A 16,017-nucleotide genomic window follows, 5' to 3' on the forward strand; every position below is an offset into this window, starting at 1 on the left:
GCTATTGCCCCGCTTCCATCTGGGCAATGCGCGCCGCCACGCTGGCGATTTTCTGCTCGCTGAACAGCGCCGCGTATTCACCACCCTTCTGGATCAGGGTCAGCCTCTGCTTTGCCTCCGGCAACGTGTCGATGTGATGCGGCCACTTCAGTTCCATCTCCACCGCAACCGGAAGCGCCTCGCTAAACGGCACCATGCGGAAAAAGCCGTTCAGCTCGGCATCGCAAGACTCCATCTGGTCCCGGTCCATGCCGCGCACGAGTTTCGCCATACGGGCAGCCGCCGTTCTGACGACACGGCGCGTGTCGGCCGATGCCGAGGCATAGCCAAACGCGGCGTCGATCTGGCGGGCGGCCATCTGCCCGGCTGGGGACGTCAGCAGGTCGAGCAGATCGTTACGCGGTTGGCCAAGGGTCCGGGACATGTATGTTACGATGAGGACGTTTTTCGTATGATATCGTCGATACGAAATTAAGTCAATTCTCTCCTTGATAGTCGAAGAGGTCATTTCATGGACGAACCCATCAAACCGAAGCTCAAGCCGCGATTGCCTCAGCCGACGCCGGAGCAGGAAGAAAAACTGCTCAAGCCGCTCGCCGAACTGGCGATTTCGGAACTGGAAGCGGGCCAAACGCCGGGAGTCGACCCGCTTGCGTCGGTCGACGGGTTGGGGATGCTGATCGAGGTCGTCAAGTTGGCCGACCAGTTGGTGGAGTCGCGGCAAACAGTGATCCATCATGCGGCGGCCGAGCCGAGCGATCCGCGCCGCTGCGTGGATCCGCGCAAAAGAATTCTGCCGCGCTAATCGCCTGATGGGCTGATGGGCTGATGGGCTGATGGGCCGAGACGTGGCCGCGCGGTTCTCCAGCCGATGCGGTACATGACGCGGCACGATACCGCCAATGCCCCATGAAAAATCTCAACCAGTTTATGAGTTTCGCCGCCGTGGCCCGCAATCGCAGTTTCGCGGCCGCCGCACGCGAATTGGGGTTGGCGCCGTCATCGGCGGCGAAAGCGTGGCGCGTCTCGAAAGCGATCTCGGCGTGCGGCTGTCTCATCGCACCACGCGCGCTGTCAGTCTGACGAGCGAAGGTGATGCGCTGCTTGCGAAGTGCGCGCGCGTGCTGGACGAGATCGATGCGCTGCAGCTTCTGAGCACCGGTGCGGCAGATACCCCTACCGGCACGCTGCGCATCGGCGCGCCGATCGGTTATGGAACGCGCAAGATCGTGCCCGTGCTCAATCGCCTGCTCGAAGCGCATTCTCTGCTGAGCGTCGAGATGCAACTCTCGGACAAACGCGTAAACATGATCACCGAAGGGCTCGACGCCGTGGTGCGCATCGGCTCGCTCGACGATTCGGGCATGCGGCGCGTCCGTTCGACCGGCAGCATCTGCTGCTGCGTGCAAGTCCTCAGTACATCGAAACATATGGCACGTTGCGCACGGTTACCGAACTCGAAGCGCGTCCGGTTGTTGCCCGACCACCGCCCTGCACCCCTGCCCGTCAGCGTTTTAACACCGGGCGCGCGCATGCTGCCGCCGCGAGTACGCGCTTTTATCGACGCGCTGGCCGAGGAGTACGCGTTTTAGCAACTGCCATGCCCAAGGTCGTGGCTTTTTGCGTGCCGGTTGTTTTCCGCCTGGAGTTACCGCCGGGTTGCGCCTATCCTTGTTTCACTTGCGTCAAGTCACCCCCGCAAGGTGAAACCCAGAACGGAGAAAATCAAATGACAGTTTCGATCTCGCGTCGCGCGCTCATGCTTTTCGCTGGACTCGCTCTCGCCGGTACCGTATCGCTCGCGCAAGCGGCGCCGGTGGCTTTCACGGTCCCGCTCACCGGCGACCAGCAGGTGCCGCCGGTGCAAACCTCGGGCAGCGGCACCGCTAACCTCACCTACGACTCCACCACTCACGTCGTGACCTGGAACATTACTTTCAGCGGCTTGACGGGTCCGGCCACCATGGCGCATTTCCACGGCCCGGCCCCGGCAGGTAAAAACGCCGGCGTGAAAGTGTGGATTTCGCAGAAAGGCAATATGGCTGTGACAAGCCCGCTGAGCGGTCAGGCCACCTTGTCGGCGGACGACGCCCAGATGTTCGAAGCCGGCAATATGTACATCAACATCCACACCAAGGCCAATCCGGGTGGAGAAATTCGCGGACAGGTCACGCCGCCGAAGGGCAACTGACACAACTGACACAACCGAGCCCACTGAAGCAAGAAGCGCCGCTGCGCAGGCCACGCCTTGACGGACTCGCCGTGCAGCGGCCGCCACCGCCTCAAAGATAAACCGCCAGCAGCGTGACGATCGCCGCGCCGATCGCCAGCAGCAGCAACGCCAGCCACATCGGCTTTTGCTTCGGCGCGGCGATCGTCGCCGGCAACGGCTTGTAGCCGCTCAGCATCGGCCGCAGCAGATTGTGGCGCTTGGCCACCGCGTACAGCGCGATCACCAGCACGTGCAGCGCGACGGCGGCCAGCAGCACGTCCCACACCACGGCATGCATCGATGAAATGGCGTTGGCGAACCACGTGGGCATCGTTTCGCTGAGCGGCCCTTCGTCCGCGACTTCGTTGTAGACATACAGGCCGCTGAGCGTTTCCAGCAACAGCAAGCCGAGCAGGAGCAGCACCATCCAGCCGCCCGCCGCATTGTGGCCCACCTGCAGGTCCGGCTCGCGACGCAACAGATGCCGCAAGTGCCGCAGCGCGGATGCGGGCAACGCCACGAAACTGCGAAAGCGCGCCGTCTCGCTGCCGAAACAGCCCCACAGCAGACGGAACAGGACCAGCGCCAGCAGTGCTTCGCCGATCCGCACGTGCCACTCCATCCAGTTCAGCTTTAACGTGACATAAGCCCCGGCGACCAGCAGCACCGCCAGCCAATGAAACAACCGGAGCGGCGCATCCCACACCAGCACGCGGCGACGAACCGGCTGCACCGGCGGCGTAACAGGTTCGTCAGGATTCATGCCTCGCGCCTCCCGCGGCAAACGTCTACGAAACTCTAGCGGCCTTCGTCACCAGCAGGCTAGAACAGATACAGCCCCGCCACGAACACGACGCCCGAGAACAGCAGCGCCGTCACGCAATAGCCCATGATGTCACGCACGCCGAGGCCCGCAATCGCCAGCGCCGGCAGCGCCCAGAACGGCTGCGCCATATTGGTCCAGGCCTCGCCGTAAGCAATCGCCATGGCCGATTTGCCGAGATCCGCGTGCAGTGCCTGCGCGGCCGGCATCACGAACGGCCCCTGCACCACCCAGTGACCGCCGCCGCTCGGCACGGCGAAGTTGATCACCGCGGAACTGAGAAACGCCAGCAGCGGAAAGGTGTGTACGTTGGCGATATCCACGAACCAGCGCGTGATTACGCCGGCGAGGCCCGAGTGATCCATCAGCGCCTGAATGCCGGCATAAAACGGAAACTGGATCATGATGCCCGAGGCGCCTCTCGCGGCCACGCCCACGGCGCGGGCGTAGGCCATCGGCGTTTTGTGCAGCACCATGCCGGCGGCGAGAAACACCAGGTTCACCGTATCGATATCGAGGGTAAAGCCCTTTTGCACCGTGCGCACGACCAGATAAACCGCGCACACCAGCGCCACCAGGATCGCCAGCACGCGGCTTTCTTCGAGCCGCTCGGCGAGCGTCGCGTCGGCGGGCAGAATGCGTTCCACCGACGGCGGATCTTCGAGCAGCACCGGGTCCACCGCCACCACGTCTTCGGGCTTCGGCATCATCAGGCGCGCGAGGATGGGCAGCAGAATGATCAGACCGAATGTAATGAAGGCGTTGTAACCGGTGAAGATCGTATGCGAGACCGGAATCAGGCCGACGGTCTTTTCCAGCGGATTGCCCTTGGTGGCCGCCACCAGCGGCACGGAACCGGAGAGCCCGCCGTGCCACGTCAGAAAGCCCATGTAGGCGCTCGCCACCAGCAGGCGGTAATCGGTGCCCGGCACGCGCCGCGCGACCTCGCGCGCCAGCATCGCGCCCAGCACGAGGCCGAAGCCCCAGTTGATCGCACAGGCCACCGCGCCGCAGAACGCCACCAGCATGACGCCTTGCGCGGGCGTGCGCGCCGAGCTCGCCAGCGCCACCAGCAGCCGCTTGACCGGGCCGGAACTGGCGAGCGCGTGACCGGTCACGAGGATCATCGCCATCTGCATCGAGAAGGCCAGCAGATTCCAGAAGCCGCCGCCCCACATCGTCACCAGCTCGGCGGGCGCTTTCGGCGTCAGGCTGAAGGCAAGGATAAAGGTCGCGATGGTCAGGAAGATCGCGAAGATCAAGGGATCAGGCAGAACGCGATGGACCACCTGGGTAAAAAACCGCGAGATACGTTGAATCAACTGTCTACTCCTCATCACCAATGATATTTTTAATGGGCGTTTTGACTTCATGGCGCGGCCAGCGTGCGCCGCATTGGTTGTTCGCCCACTTCCCCGGCCGCGATTCTTGCATGAAATGCAGGGCCTTGCTGTGAAACGCACAAGAGTCTTGTGTGCTTTATGTAGGGGAATTCGCGGCAAATTCGGTAGCAAACTTCGTCATGACGCCGCCGTGGGCATGCGGTGTGCGGCGCCCTCTACAGCAGGCCTCGCCACAACCCAACCACATTTACAGGAGATAGCTCGACCATGGAATATCGTCAACTCGGCCGTTCCGGCCTCAAAGTGTCGACCGTCACGCTCGGCACCATGACAATGGGCGGCAAGGGCAAGTTTGCCTACGTCGGCGAAGTCGGTCTCGACGAGGCGCGGCGCCAGATCGACATGTGCATCGACGCGGGCGTCAACCTGATCGATACGGCGGACGTCTATTCGAACGGCGCGTCGGAGGAGATCGTCGGCGCGGCGCTCGGCGGCAAGCGCAAGGGAGGCGTGCTGATCGCCACCAAGGCGCGCTTTCCGATGGGCGATGGCCCCAACGATCGCGGCCTGTCGCGGCATCATCTGATCGAGGCCTGCGAAGCGAGCCTGCGGCGCCTCAATACGGACGTCATCGATCTCTATCAGGTGCATCAATGGGACGGCCTCACGCCGCTCGAAGAGACGCTCGAAGCGCTCGACCTGCTGGTGCGCCAGGGCAAAATCCGCTATGTGGGCTGCTCGAATTACTCGGCCTGGCATCTGATGAAGGCGCTGCATGTGAGCGAGCGCGACCGTCTGCCGCGGTTCGTGAGCCAGCAGATTCATTACACGCTCGAAGCGCGCGAAGCCGAATACGAACTCGCGCCGCTCTCGCTCGACCAGGGGCTGGGCATTCTGGTGTGGAGTCCGCTCGCGGGCGGGCTGCTGTCGGGCAAGCATCGCCGCGACAAGACGCCGGAGGGCACGCGCCAACTGGCCGGCTGGACCGAACCGCCGATCCGCGACGAGGAGCGCCTGTGGTTGATCGTCGACACGCTGGTCGAGGTGGCCGGCGAGCTCAACGTCTCACCCGCACAGGTCGCGCTCGCGTGGACGCTGGGACGGCCGGCGGTGGCCTCGGTGATCATCGGCGGCCGCAACGAGGCGCAGCTGCGCGACAACCTCGGCGCCGCCGATGTCACGTTGAGCGCGGGCCAGCGCGAACGGCTCGACAAGGTCAGCGCGCCGCCCCTGCTCTATCCTTACTGGCATCAGGTCCAGACCGCCAGCGACCGCCTCGGCGCCGCCGACCTCTCGCTGCTCGGGCCGCATCTGAAGAAGGCCTGACCGTCCGGGCAGCCAAAAGAAAAACCGGCCGTCAGCGCGCGCTGACGACCGGTTTTTTTCGTCGCGCCCGGCTTTCGCTGCGGGCGCGTCAAGCACATTAGAACTTGTGGCGCAGACCGACGCTGACCAGTTCCTGAGTGTTGGTGCCGCCGTAACCATACGAGCCCACCGAAGCCTGCGCGGCCACCACGGCGGTGCCGTCGGCGGAGAGCGTCGTGCCGCTGGCGTGCTGCCATGCACCCACCAGATAGACGTCGGTACGCTTGGACAGGTTGTAGTCCGCGCCCACCGAAACCTGATGGTAGGTTGCGTCCGTATCGCCGCTCGACTTCGTGTAGCTATAGCCGACGCCCAACAGCAGTGCCGGAGTCGCCTGATAGTTGAAGAAGCCCTGGCCCGTGTTGAACTTCTCGGTCGAAGCGAACACCGATTCGCCGTCCGCCTTGTATTGCGAGTTGCTGTAGCCCGCACCGAACGTGAACGGACCGGCCACATATTGCGCCGCGACGCGGGCAATATTGATCGACTTCGCGCTCTGCAGGCCGAGGTTGATCAGCGAGCCGTCGAACGTGCCGTCCGAGGTGCCGCCCCAACCCGCGGCGGTGGTCGTCGAGGCGCGCAGGCCGGCGGCCACCGTCGGATTGTCGGCGACGAAGTAACCTGCCGCCACCGAGATCGGGCCGTTGTTGTACGCCGCAGCCGCCGACCAGGTCTGCCCCGAGCCGGTCTCGCCTGCGACGCCGCCAAACGCATACATGCCTTCGACCTGGAAGCCTGCGAACACCGGCGACACGTACTTGACTGCGTTGCTGGTACGCGAGCTGTTGTCGTAGTTGTCGACGTCACCGGCGGTCGCAAACGAGCTGCCGAAATAGTTGTCGCCCGTGATGCCCTGCACCAGATCGACCAGCGGGTCATACTGGCGGCCGAGCGTGAACGTGCCGTACTGATCTGCCGACAAACCCACGAATGCCTGGCGGCCGAACAGGCGGCTGCCCTGACCAAGCTGTCCGGTGCTCGGATTAAAGCCGTTTTCCAACTGGAAAATCGCCTTCAGACCGCCGCCCAGATCTTCCTGGCCTTTCAGGCCCCAACGGGTGCCGGACAAGTCGCCGTTACTTGCATTGCCGACCGACCACAGATTCTTGCCTGCCGCATTGGCGTTGTGAACAAAGGTGATGGCGGTATCGATCGTGCCGTAAAGCGTGACGCTGCTTTGCGCATGTGCTGCACCGGCCACGCCCAGCATTGCCAGCGAGAGAGTCGAAAGCGTTATTCTTTTCATCATTTCTCCGTGCAGATGAATGATCAGTTATTGCGAAATGGACAATAACGCGACGCACTCTTCGGGAACACTGAAAAATATTACCTGTCGCGAAAAGTTAACAGATGAAAAGTCCTTGCGGAACAAGACCCTGCCAGATCATTGCGAGAAAAGAAATACTCATTTGCAGCAACGGCTAGTATTACCGCGCCAATGGCTAAAATGCAAAAACCATTCCAGAAAGCGCGGCATTCATTAAGATTCCGGAAACAAACGGCGTCGTAATATTCGTACAACGGTTAGTTAATAGCGAAAATTCGCAATAAAGTGATTCTCTGCGGGACCCGAATCCCACGCAGAATCGGACCGTCGGCCGGGCATGTTTATGTGCGCGCCGCGCTATTTATCCAGGGCTATGCGGACGCAGGCGATAAACGCCGGTAATGAATATGCGCGGGCACCTGCAAGGATTCGGGATGCGCATTGCCCTCCAGCATCGAGAATATGCAGCGCAGGCTTTGCTCGGCCAGTTGCCGGCTGTCCTGCACGATGGCGTCGATGGCGAGCGGCAGGCAGTCGAGCAGTTGATGATCGTCGAACGACATCAACCGGTCGGGCGCCTGGGTGAGCTTGTGGGCCTCGCTCATGAACGAGAGCGCGCCTTCCAGCAAGGTGATGGAACCGGCGAACAGCGCCTGCGGATAGCGCCCATGCGCGGTGAACCAGGCCTGCATCAGCGCATGGCCGGATTCGCGCTGGAAGTCGCGTTGATGGACCCAGTCCGGCGCCTCGCTCAAACCGTGCGCGGCCAAGGCCTGGCGATACCCGGCGAGACGGTCGCGGCTCGCCGAGAGTTCCGCCTGGCCGCCGAAATAGACTACCTCGCGCACGCCCTGCCTGAGCGCGTCGCCGACCAGCGTGGCGACGATTTCAGTCGCATCCGTCACGACGTAGGGAATCGCGCTCTGTTCGACGCGACGATCGGCGAACACCAGAGGCAGACGCTTCACCCACTTCTGATAGCGCTCGGCATCGGCCGTGCACGGCACCACTACCAGGCCGTCGACCTGATGCGCGACGAGGTGGGCAATCCCTTCGGTTTCGCGCACCGGATCTTCGTCGCTGGTCACCACCACCAACTGATAGCCGTACTGGCCGCGGCATTGCCATTCCATGGCCTGGGCGAGCGCCGAGTGCACGGAGTTGGTGAGATCGGGAATCACGAGGCCAATCGTATTGCTGCGCCGCGAGCGCAGCGCGCGGGCCGATTGCGAGGGCGTGAAATTGTGTTCTTTGGCGACCTGCAGGACCCGCTCGACGGTGGCCGCTGAAATGCGATACCGCTCGGCATAGCCGTTGAGCACCATGCTCGCCGTGGTGCGGGAAACGTTCGCCAGACGGGCGATGTCGTCAATGGTCAGACGCTCGAACTGGGTCACGCAGATTTCCTCGCGGCAGGTAGTCGACGCCCCGACGCCCCGCTCAGGCAAAACCTGCCCTCATACGCACGCGACGCGATGGCATGAGCCGATGCGACGTGCGCCTGACAGGTATTGGGGGGGACGCCGCCACGCCGGCTCTGACCGGGTGGCGGCCTGCACTGCATCGACGTTGATAACAGTGCCAGATGGTACTACGGGGACGCGCCGCTGAAAACTTACTGTTTGTACAGGTTGAGCGGTACCGGGATGAACTTGTCCACGGCCTGGCCGTCGACCAGCTTCTTCGCGGTCTGCACGCCGTACTGGCCGATCAGCTCCGGCTGCTGCTGCACGGTCGCGGCCATGGTGCCGGCCTTGACGGCGGCAATGGCGTCGTCGGTGGCGTCGAAGCCCACCACGGCGACGTTCTTCAGGCCCGCGGCCTGCAACGCCTTGACTGCGCCGAGCGCCATCTCGTCGTTCTGCGCGAACACGCCCTGAATGTCCTTGTTGCTCTGGATGATGTTTTCCATCACCGACAGGCCCTTGGCGCGATCAAAGTCGGCCGGCTGTTTGGTGGCGATCTTCACGCCGCCCTTGGCCGCCACTTCCGTGTCGAAACCGGCGCCGCGTTCGTTCGCTGCGGACGAGCCCGGAATGCCCTGCAGTTCCACCACGTTGCCCTTGCCGCCCAACTTCTCGACGAGGAAGTCCGCCGCCATCTTGCCGCCGGCCTGGTTGTCCGAGGCGATATGCGAGCTGACTTCGGCGCCGTTCACGCTGCGGTCAAGCGAAATCACCTTGATGCCCTTGTCCGTGGCTTCCTTGACGACATTGGCCACCGCCGACGAATCGGTCGGGTTGATCAGGATCACGCTGACCTTCTTCTGGATCAGGTCTTCGACGCTCGCCTGCTGTTTGGCCGGGTCGTTCTGGGCGTCGACGGTGATCAGCGTCACGCCGTCCTTCTTCGATTCGTCTTCGGCGCCCTTGCGCAGCGAAACGAAGAACGGGTTGTTGAGCGTCGAGATCGACAGGCCCACCGTGACCGCGCCGCCGGCGGCGGCCGGCGCGGCATCGCTCGCGGCGGCTGCCGGGGCGGTATCCGGGCCCTGCTTCGAACAGGCGGCGATGCCGACCACCAGCAATGCTGCAAACAGCGGAGAAATCATTTTCTTCATTGTCGTCCTCCTGAATCCTTCAGGTAAATGTCCGTAGTGTGTGACGGGGTTCATTTAGGGGTACTACGCGGCTTGCGCCGCTACTGCGGTAAAAAAACCGGTCGGCCGCCGCGCCCTTTACCGGGGCGCGGCTTCGCCTTCATTTTTTATTGCCGCGATCGATCAGCACGGCGAGCAGGATCACCCCGCCCTTGATGACCTGCTGATAGAACGACGAGACGTCCATAAGATTGAGACCGTTGTTGAGCACGCCGATCAAAAGCGCGCCCACCAGCGTGCCGAAGATCCAGCCGCGCCCGCCTGTCAGGCTGGTGCCGCCCAGCACCACGGCGGCAATCGCGTCGAGTTCGTAGCCCGTGCCGGCGGTGGGCTGCGCGGAGTTCAGGCGCGAGGTCAACACCACGCCCGCAATAGCCGCCATCACGCCGGAGATCGTGTACACCCACAACTGGATGCGATCCACTTTCACGCCCGAGAGCCTGGCCGATTCGGCATTGCCGCCCGTCGCATAGACATGGCGGCCGAACACCGACTTCTTCAGCACGAACCAGAACACCGCGAACATGATCAGCATCAGCACGACTGGAATCGGCACGAGCCGCGCCACGTAGCCGCCGCCGAGCAGCGAGAAAAAATCGCTGTTGAAGCTGCTGATCGGACTGCCGTTGGAGACCACCAGCGCCAGGCCGCGCAGCACGGTCATCGAACCGAGCGTGGCGATGAACGGCGCCACCTTGCCCTTGCTGATGACGAGGCCGTTGGCGAAGCCCATTACCCCGCCCGCCGCGATGCCTGCGAGCGTCGCCAGCACTGCCGGCGTGCCGCTTTGCATCAGGCTCGCAATGATCACGGACGACAGCGCCAGCACCGACCCCGCCGACAGGTCGATGCCGCCCAGCAGGATCACGAGCGTCATGCCGAAGGCGATGAGCGCGTTGATCGACGCCTGGCGCATCACGTTGAGCAGGTTGTCGAGCGTGAGGAAGTTGGGGCTGATGATGGACAGGGCCACCGCGATGACCAGCAACGCGATAAACGGCCCGAGCTTTTGCAGCGTGGCTTTGGTACTGGGTGTCATGGTCAGGTGCGCCATTTGTGTCTCGCTTGTGTCTCGCTTACGTCTCGATCTCAGCGGTTCGCGCCGCTGTCGCTGGGTTGGACGGTGGGGTTGCCGCCGGTGGCTGCCGTCATGATCAGTTCCTGGGTCGCGCCGGCTGCGGCGAAAATGCCGTTCTGCCTGCCCTGGTGCATCACCAGAATCCGGTCGCTCATGGCCAGCACTTCCGGCAGTTCCGACGACACCATCACGATCGCCACGCCCTGCGACGCGAGCTGGTTGATGATGGTGTAGATCTCGGCCTTGCCGCCCACGTCGACACCGCGCGTCGGTTCGTCGAGCAGCAGCACCTTGGGCGGCTCGGCGAGCCACTTGGCGAACACCACTTTTTGCTGATTGCCGCCGGAGAGCGACTTGACGTCCAGTTCGGCGTCGCGGGTGCGAATCCGCAATTGCTTGATCAGATCGGCGACGGCGCTGCGCTCGGCGGCGTCGTTCACCACGCCGAAGCGCGCGTAACGGTCAAGATGGACCAGCGTCGCGTTTTCGCGCACCGACATGCCGAGCACGAGCCCCTGGCTCTTGCGGTCTTCGGTGACGAAGCCGATACCGGCGCCGATCGCGCCCGAGGCGTCGCGCACGTCGAGCGCGCGGCCATCCAGCGTCACCGACCCCGCCGTCCTGCGATTGACGCCGAACAGCGTGCGCAGAATCTCGCTGCGGCCCGCGCCCATCAGGCCCGCCACGCCCAGCACTTCGCCGCTGCGCACCTCGAAGGAAATGCCGGAGATGTTGCCGTCGTCGGCGAGGTCTTTTACCTCGAAACGCACTTCGCCCGGCGTATGGGCACGCTTCGGAAAACGCTCGCCGATTTCACGGCCCACCATCAACCGCACCACTTCATCGAAACTCGTCTCCTTGACGGCGCGTTCGCCGACGAACTTGCCGTCGCGCAGCACGCTGACCTTGTCACAGATACGGAAAATTTCTTCCATGCGATGCGAGACGTACACCAGGGCCACGCCGCGCGCCTTCAGCGCCAGCATGATCTCGAACAGCGTCTCGATCTCGCGATGCGTCAGCGCGGCAGTCGGCTCGTCCATCACCAGCACGCGTGCGTCGAGCGAGAGGGCCTTGGCGATTTCCACCAGTTGCTGCTGACCGATCGAAAGACGCCCTGCTTCGGTTTGCGGATCGATGCGCTCGGCGCCGACCATATCGAGCCATTTGCGCGCCTGCTTGCGCATGGCCGTGGAATCCACCACGCCAAAGCGACTCGGCTCGCGGCCGAGAAACATGTTTTCCATCACCGACAACTGCGGAATCAGGTTCAATTCCTGGTGGATGATGGCGATGCCGGCGCGCTCGGCCTCAACCGTATTGCGGATCGGCGCGGCTTTGCCGTCGATCAGGATGTCGCCCGCGTCGGCCTGGTAAACGCCGCTCAGAATCTTCATGAGCGTCGACTTGCCGGCGCCGTTCTCGCCCATCAGCGCGTGAATCTCGCCCGCGCCGATCTTGAATTCGACACCGTCGAGCACCCGCACAGGACCAAACGCCTTGCCGATGCCCCGCATGGTCACTTGCATGACACGCCTCTTTCAGAAATGCGCCCGTCCGCGTCGTGCCCGCGTGCCTCGAAGCGAGGCGCGCAGCGTGTGGCGGCAGGTTGGCGGGCGCTCAAAATATCACGCCCGAGTGCAGGATCACGTTCGCGTACGGACTGCACTCGCCCGTGCGGATCACGGCCTTCGCCTGTTGGCACAGGCGCTTGAATTCTTCGTGCGCAACGTGATCGACCACGATCTGCGCCTCGCGCAGTTGCGTCATACGCTGCGCCACCGCGGCGTTTTGCGTGAGGCTTTCGCTCGCGAACACAGCGCGCTCGACCTTGAAGTCGGCCAGCACGCTATCCAGCACGTCGAAGAAACCCGGCACGCCGAGCGTGAGCGAAACGTCGATGCATTCGACGCCGTCTGGAATCGGCAAGCCGCAATCGGCGATCACGACGCTGTCGGTATGCCCCATGCCGGCCAGCACGCGCGCGATGTCGCGGTTCAGGTGTCCGAGTTTTTTCACGATTGAGCCTTCATTGAGCCTGCAGAAACTGTTCGAGTTCGGCGAGCGTGGGCATGCCGCCCTGCGCGCCCGCGCGGGTGACCGACAAGGCGCCGGCCGCGTTGGCGCGGCGCATGGCTTCGTCGGCGCCGAGATGCCAGAACGCGGCGAGCGCGCCGTTGAAGGTGTCGCCCGCGCCGGTGGTGTCCACGGCGCTCACGCTGAAACCGGCCTGATGTACGAGTTCGCCATTGGCGCGGCTGGTGTAGGCGCCGTCTTCGCCGTGCGTCATCGCAATGCGGCCCGGCATGCGCCTGAGCACCGCCGCCCAGTCCTCGCCGGCGGTTTGCAAGGCGGTTGCAAGCTCGTGCTCGTTGGGCGTGAGCAGCGTGGTCAGGCCGATCAGTTCGGCGGGCAGTGCCACGGCGGGCGCGGGATTGAGGAAGAACGGCTTGCCGAGCCGCCCGGCGATGCGCGCGGCGTGCAGAACCGTGGCGAGCGGCACTTCGAGTTGCGCGAGCACGATGTCGGCTTGCGCGAAGGCGTCGTGCGCGCGGTCGAGATCGGCCGGCGACAGTTCGTGATTGGCGCCCGGCACGACGAGGATGGCGTTGTCGCCGCCGGCTAGCGTGATCGAGGCAATGCCGGTGGCTTCCTGACCGGTCGAGACCCAGCGGGTATCGATGCCTTCGCGCGCGAGCGTCGCCTTCATGACGTCGCCGAAGGCATCGGCGCCGACGCAGCCGATCATCGTCACCTGAGCGCCGAGACGCGCCGCGGCCACCGCCTGGTTAGCACCCTTGCCGCCCGGATAGGTGGCGAAGCGCTTGCCGAACAGCGTCTCGCCGAGCCGCGGAAACACGTCGGTTGCGACCACCATGTCCATGTTGATGCTGCCTACTACGACCACCCGTGCCATACCGCTCCTTCGGACCACGTCTGCGGCGCCGTAACGCCGGTTTGATTTTTGCGGTGCTAAAACGTAATCAGCTTTGGAGCGGATTTATACCAGAGCCGTCCGCCGGACGGAAGATATCCCAGGGTTTAACCCGATAGGGTCTAACTGCGCCGCTGTTCGAGACGTTGCCCGAGGCGCTGCGGAATCAGCACCGGCAAACGCAGCAGAAACCCGCAAAAGAGCCGCAGATGCATCCAGCCCAGCAGCAGGTTGTCGCGCAGGTAGTTGAAGTGCGAGACGCCGCCCTCGTCGCGGCGGAAATAACGCACGGGAGCGACGATCTGGATCGGCCGCACGCCTTCCCAGCACAGACGCACGGCGGCTTCCGGATCGAAGTCGAAGCGGCGCATCCAGACATGCCGGCTCATCACGTCGCGCAGCGGCACGACCGGATAGACGCGAAAGCCATACAGCGAATCGCCGATGCCCGCCCACAAGGTTTCGAGGTTAGCGCACACGTTGGACAGGCGCCGTCCGTAGACGCGCGCTTTGGGCGCTTTGGAATCGAACTTCGGCAGGCCGAGCACCATGGTATCGGGCTGGGCTTGCGAAGCGGCCATGAAGCTGGCGATCAGATTGGCTGGGTGCTGACCGTCGGAATCCATCGTCAGGACATGCGTGAAGCCGAGCCGGTCGGCCTCTTCGAGTCCGATCAGCACAGCCGCGCCTTTGCCCTGGTTGTGCGGCAGCACGATCACGCGCAAACCGGCGTCCTGCTCGGCCATGGCGTGCAGGCGCGCAGTGCTGCCATCCGTGCTGCCGTCGACGATCACCCAGACGGGGTTCCAGTTCTCGCGCGCACTGCGCACGGTTTCGTAGACTTTTTCGCCGGGGTTGTAGCTCGGAATCAGTACGAGATGCGTGGACGACGGATTATCTGTGCGCATGAACCTACCGGACTCGATGCGCCTCTACGTAGGCCGCGAGCGCGCCGAGCGTAGAGAAAATTTTCTGGTTCTCAGGATTGTCCGAACGCAGTTCGAAGCCGTACTTCTTCGAAATCAGCAGCGCGATTTCGAGGATGTCGATCGAGTCGAGGCCAAAACCTTCGCCGTACAACGGGGTATCGGCCGTGACGGTATCGGGTTGAACGTCTTCGAGATTCAATTCGCCGACGATCATGGCGGCGAGCTCTTCTTCCAGTTTATTCATTGTCTTGTATGCCGGGATCAGCGCCGATGGAAGTTGTCAGTCTGGGGCGATTCTAGACGAAGCCATCCCGGCTCGTATACCCACAAAGGGTTACATGAAGTTTTGCTTTGCAACGGCTTTGCAACGCGCGCCTGGTAAGGGAATGAAAGCCGAAAGCCGCCATGCGCGGTGGCCGGACGGTAGGCTAGAATCGCGGCCGCCGTGCACTCACACAAACAGTTACAAAAGCGGGTGCGAACCCCTCTACGCCGAGGCCGGTCTGTATTAAGGTTCCGATCGGGAACAAAAAATGCGTGGCGAGAGGTGTCGGCCGGAAACTTCGGCGCACCATTCGTGTGATGAAAGAACCGGCTTTTAAACAATCCCCTATGCAGCGTATCGATCTTCTTGCTGGTGTGTTGTTCGCCGCGGATCGCAACGAGGCCGAGCTTCGTTGCAGTTCCGCAGGGAGTCCGTCATGGCGCAGCTAAAGCGTATCGTCCATGGTGCGGCCACGCTCGGTGTAATCGCCGCGTGCGAACTCGGCACACACTACGCGGCCAGCACGCCGGGCGCGGAAGGTTTTGGCCTCGCCGTCGTGCTTGCCCCGCTTCTGCTGATCACACTCGCGGCCGCGGCACGCACGCCCCGGCGCGTCTGGTTGCTGCCGCTTTGGGCGTGCGGCTGCGTGGCGCTCTGGATGGCGCGCGCCCCGCTCATCCGTCACTTCCAGTGGGGCGCATATTTCGAACATCTAAGCATCATGCTTATCATGGCGTTTATGTTCGGCCGCACGCTGGCGGCCGGCCGCCAGCCGCTGTGCAGCCAGTTTGCGACGGTGATCCACGGCAAGCTCACGCCGGCCGTGGCGCATTACACGCGGCGCATCACCGTGGCATGGACGGCTTTCTTCCTCGCCGTTGCGAGCCTGTCGACGCTGCTATTCGTCGCTTCACCGCTGGTGGTGTGGTCGACCTTCGCCAATTACATGACTTTGCCGCTGGTGGCGGCGATGTTCGTCGGCGAACATGCCTGGCGGCGCGTGGCGTTGCCCAATGTGCAGCGCGCCAGTATGTTCGCCGCGGCGCGCGCGTATCAGCATACGATGCATGGCCGCGCCGGACGTGCGCAATAGTATGTGCAATGGCATGTGCGGTAACGTGGGCGCAACGCTGCGCGATAGCATGCGCAATCAAGCCGGTTTTGAGCGCCGCCGCGCACGCCGTCGCCTGACTGTCGAGCG

Annotated in this window: 18 protein-coding genes; 6 read left to right on the forward strand and 12 right to left on the reverse strand. The window is 63.4% G+C overall.

Annotation, left to right across the window (positions count from 1 at the left end):
* Position 1: 1 nt before the first annotated feature.
* A complete protein-coding gene (locus FQ755_RS09355) occupies positions 2-424 on the reverse strand; it encodes a hypothetical protein (protein WP_144153394.1) in 423 nt (140 codons plus the stop codon).
* An 87-nt stretch (positions 425-511) separates the two neighbouring features.
* Between FQ755_RS09355 and FQ755_RS09360 the strand changes: the two genes are divergently transcribed.
* The 4 genes from FQ755_RS09360 to FQ755_RS09370 all read left to right on the forward strand — a co-directional run bounded on the left by FQ755_RS09360 (position 512) and on the right by FQ755_RS09370 (position 2,191).
* A complete protein-coding gene (locus FQ755_RS09360; protein ID WP_144153397.1) occupies positions 512-805 on the forward strand; it encodes a hypothetical protein in 294 nt (97 codons plus the stop codon).
* Between the two features lie 125 nt (positions 806-930).
* Positions 931-1,083: a LysR family transcriptional regulator gene (locus FQ755_RS38650; protein ID WP_409937440.1), complete on the forward strand. Its 153-nt coding sequence runs from the start codon at positions 931-933 to the stop codon at positions 1,081-1,083.
* A gap of 38 nt (positions 1,084-1,121) precedes the next feature.
* On the forward strand, positions 1,122-1,592 hold the full coding sequence (locus FQ755_RS09365) for a LysR substrate-binding domain-containing protein (protein WP_409937441.1): 471 nt from the start codon (positions 1,122-1,124) through the stop codon (positions 1,590-1,592).
* Between the two features lie 137 nt (positions 1,593-1,729).
* A complete protein-coding gene (locus FQ755_RS09370; RefSeq protein ID WP_144153401.1) occupies positions 1,730-2,191 on the forward strand; it encodes a CHRD domain-containing protein in 462 nt (153 codons plus the stop codon).
* Positions 2,192-2,282: 91 nt separating this feature from the next.
* On the opposite strand, the gene FQ755_RS09375 is transcribed toward FQ755_RS09370, so the two are convergent.
* Together FQ755_RS09375 and FQ755_RS09380 are read right to left on the reverse strand one after the other, a co-directional pair.
* A complete protein-coding gene (locus FQ755_RS09375) occupies positions 2,283-2,975 on the reverse strand; it encodes a cytochrome b/b6 domain-containing protein (protein WP_144153403.1) in 693 nt (230 codons plus the stop codon).
* A 59-nt stretch (positions 2,976-3,034) separates the two neighbouring features.
* Positions 3,035-4,357, reverse strand: coding sequence for a TIGR00366 family protein (locus FQ755_RS09380; protein WP_144153405.1), 1,323 nt, complete (start codon positions 4,355-4,357; stop codon positions 3,035-3,037).
* Positions 4,358-4,645: 288 nt separating this feature from the next.
* Between FQ755_RS09380 and FQ755_RS09385 the strand changes: the two genes are divergently transcribed.
* Positions 4,646-5,704 carry an aldo/keto reductase gene (locus tag FQ755_RS09385; RefSeq protein ID WP_144153407.1) on the forward strand — a complete coding sequence of 353 codons (1,059 nt, stop codon included), beginning with the start codon at positions 4,646-4,648 and terminating at the stop codon, positions 5,702-5,704.
* A gap of 97 nt (positions 5,705-5,801) precedes the next feature.
* Here FQ755_RS09385 and FQ755_RS09390 read toward each other — a convergent pair whose 3' ends face one another.
* The 9 genes from FQ755_RS09390 to FQ755_RS09430 all read right to left on the reverse strand — a co-directional run bounded on the left by FQ755_RS09390 (position 5,802) and on the right by FQ755_RS09430 (position 14,795).
* Positions 5,802-6,989, reverse strand: a complete 1,188-nt coding sequence (locus tag FQ755_RS09390; protein ID WP_144154595.1) for a porin — start codon at positions 6,987-6,989, stop codon at positions 5,802-5,804.
* 392 nt (positions 6,990-7,381) lie between these two features.
* Positions 7,382-8,407 (reverse strand): substrate-binding domain-containing protein, encoded by a 1,026-nt coding sequence (locus FQ755_RS09395; protein WP_144153409.1) that lies wholly within the window; start codon positions 8,405-8,407, stop codon positions 7,382-7,384.
* Between the two features lie 218 nt (positions 8,408-8,625).
* Positions 8,626-9,570 carry a ribose ABC transporter substrate-binding protein RbsB gene (rbsB, locus tag FQ755_RS09400; protein ID WP_144153411.1) on the reverse strand — a complete coding sequence of 315 codons (945 nt, stop codon included), beginning with the start codon at positions 9,568-9,570 and terminating at the stop codon, positions 8,626-8,628.
* Between the two features lie 139 nt (positions 9,571-9,709).
* A complete protein-coding gene (locus FQ755_RS09405) occupies positions 9,710-10,648 on the reverse strand; it encodes an ABC transporter permease subunit (protein ID WP_313957442.1) in 939 nt (312 codons plus the stop codon).
* A 50-nt stretch (positions 10,649-10,698) separates the two neighbouring features.
* Positions 10,699-12,216 (reverse strand): sugar ABC transporter ATP-binding protein, encoded by a 1,518-nt coding sequence (locus FQ755_RS09410; RefSeq protein WP_144153415.1) that lies wholly within the window; start codon positions 12,214-12,216, stop codon positions 10,699-10,701.
* A 91-nt stretch (positions 12,217-12,307) separates the two neighbouring features.
* Positions 12,308-12,706 carry a D-ribose pyranase gene (rbsD, locus tag FQ755_RS09415; protein ID WP_144153417.1) on the reverse strand — a complete coding sequence of 133 codons (399 nt, stop codon included), beginning with the start codon at positions 12,704-12,706 and terminating at the stop codon, positions 12,308-12,310.
* A 10-nt stretch (positions 12,707-12,716) separates the two neighbouring features.
* Complete coding sequence (rbsK, locus tag FQ755_RS09420) at positions 12,717-13,604, reverse strand: ribokinase (protein ID WP_144153419.1); 888 nt, start codon at positions 13,602-13,604, stop codon at positions 12,717-12,719.
* A 140-nt stretch (positions 13,605-13,744) separates the two neighbouring features.
* Positions 13,745-14,530 (reverse strand): glycosyltransferase family 2 protein, encoded by a 786-nt coding sequence (locus FQ755_RS09425; protein WP_144153421.1) that lies wholly within the window; start codon positions 14,528-14,530, stop codon positions 13,745-13,747.
* Between the two features lie 4 nt (positions 14,531-14,534).
* Positions 14,535-14,795, reverse strand: coding sequence for a phosphopantetheine-binding protein (locus tag FQ755_RS09430; protein WP_144153423.1), 261 nt, complete (start codon positions 14,793-14,795; stop codon positions 14,535-14,537).
* Positions 14,796-15,252: 457 nt separating this feature from the next.
* Here FQ755_RS09430 and FQ755_RS09435 point away from each other — a divergent pair, with 457 nt between their 5' ends.
* Positions 15,253-15,909, forward strand: coding sequence for a hypothetical protein (locus tag FQ755_RS09435; RefSeq protein WP_144153425.1), 657 nt, complete (start codon positions 15,253-15,255; stop codon positions 15,907-15,909).
* The last annotated feature ends 108 nt before the right edge of the window (positions 15,910-16,017 follow it).

Source organism: Paraburkholderia sp. BCC1885 (assembly GCF_900996235.1).
In the GTDB taxonomy this organism is placed as follows: Bacteria; Pseudomonadota; Gammaproteobacteria; order Burkholderiales; family Burkholderiaceae; genus Paraburkholderia.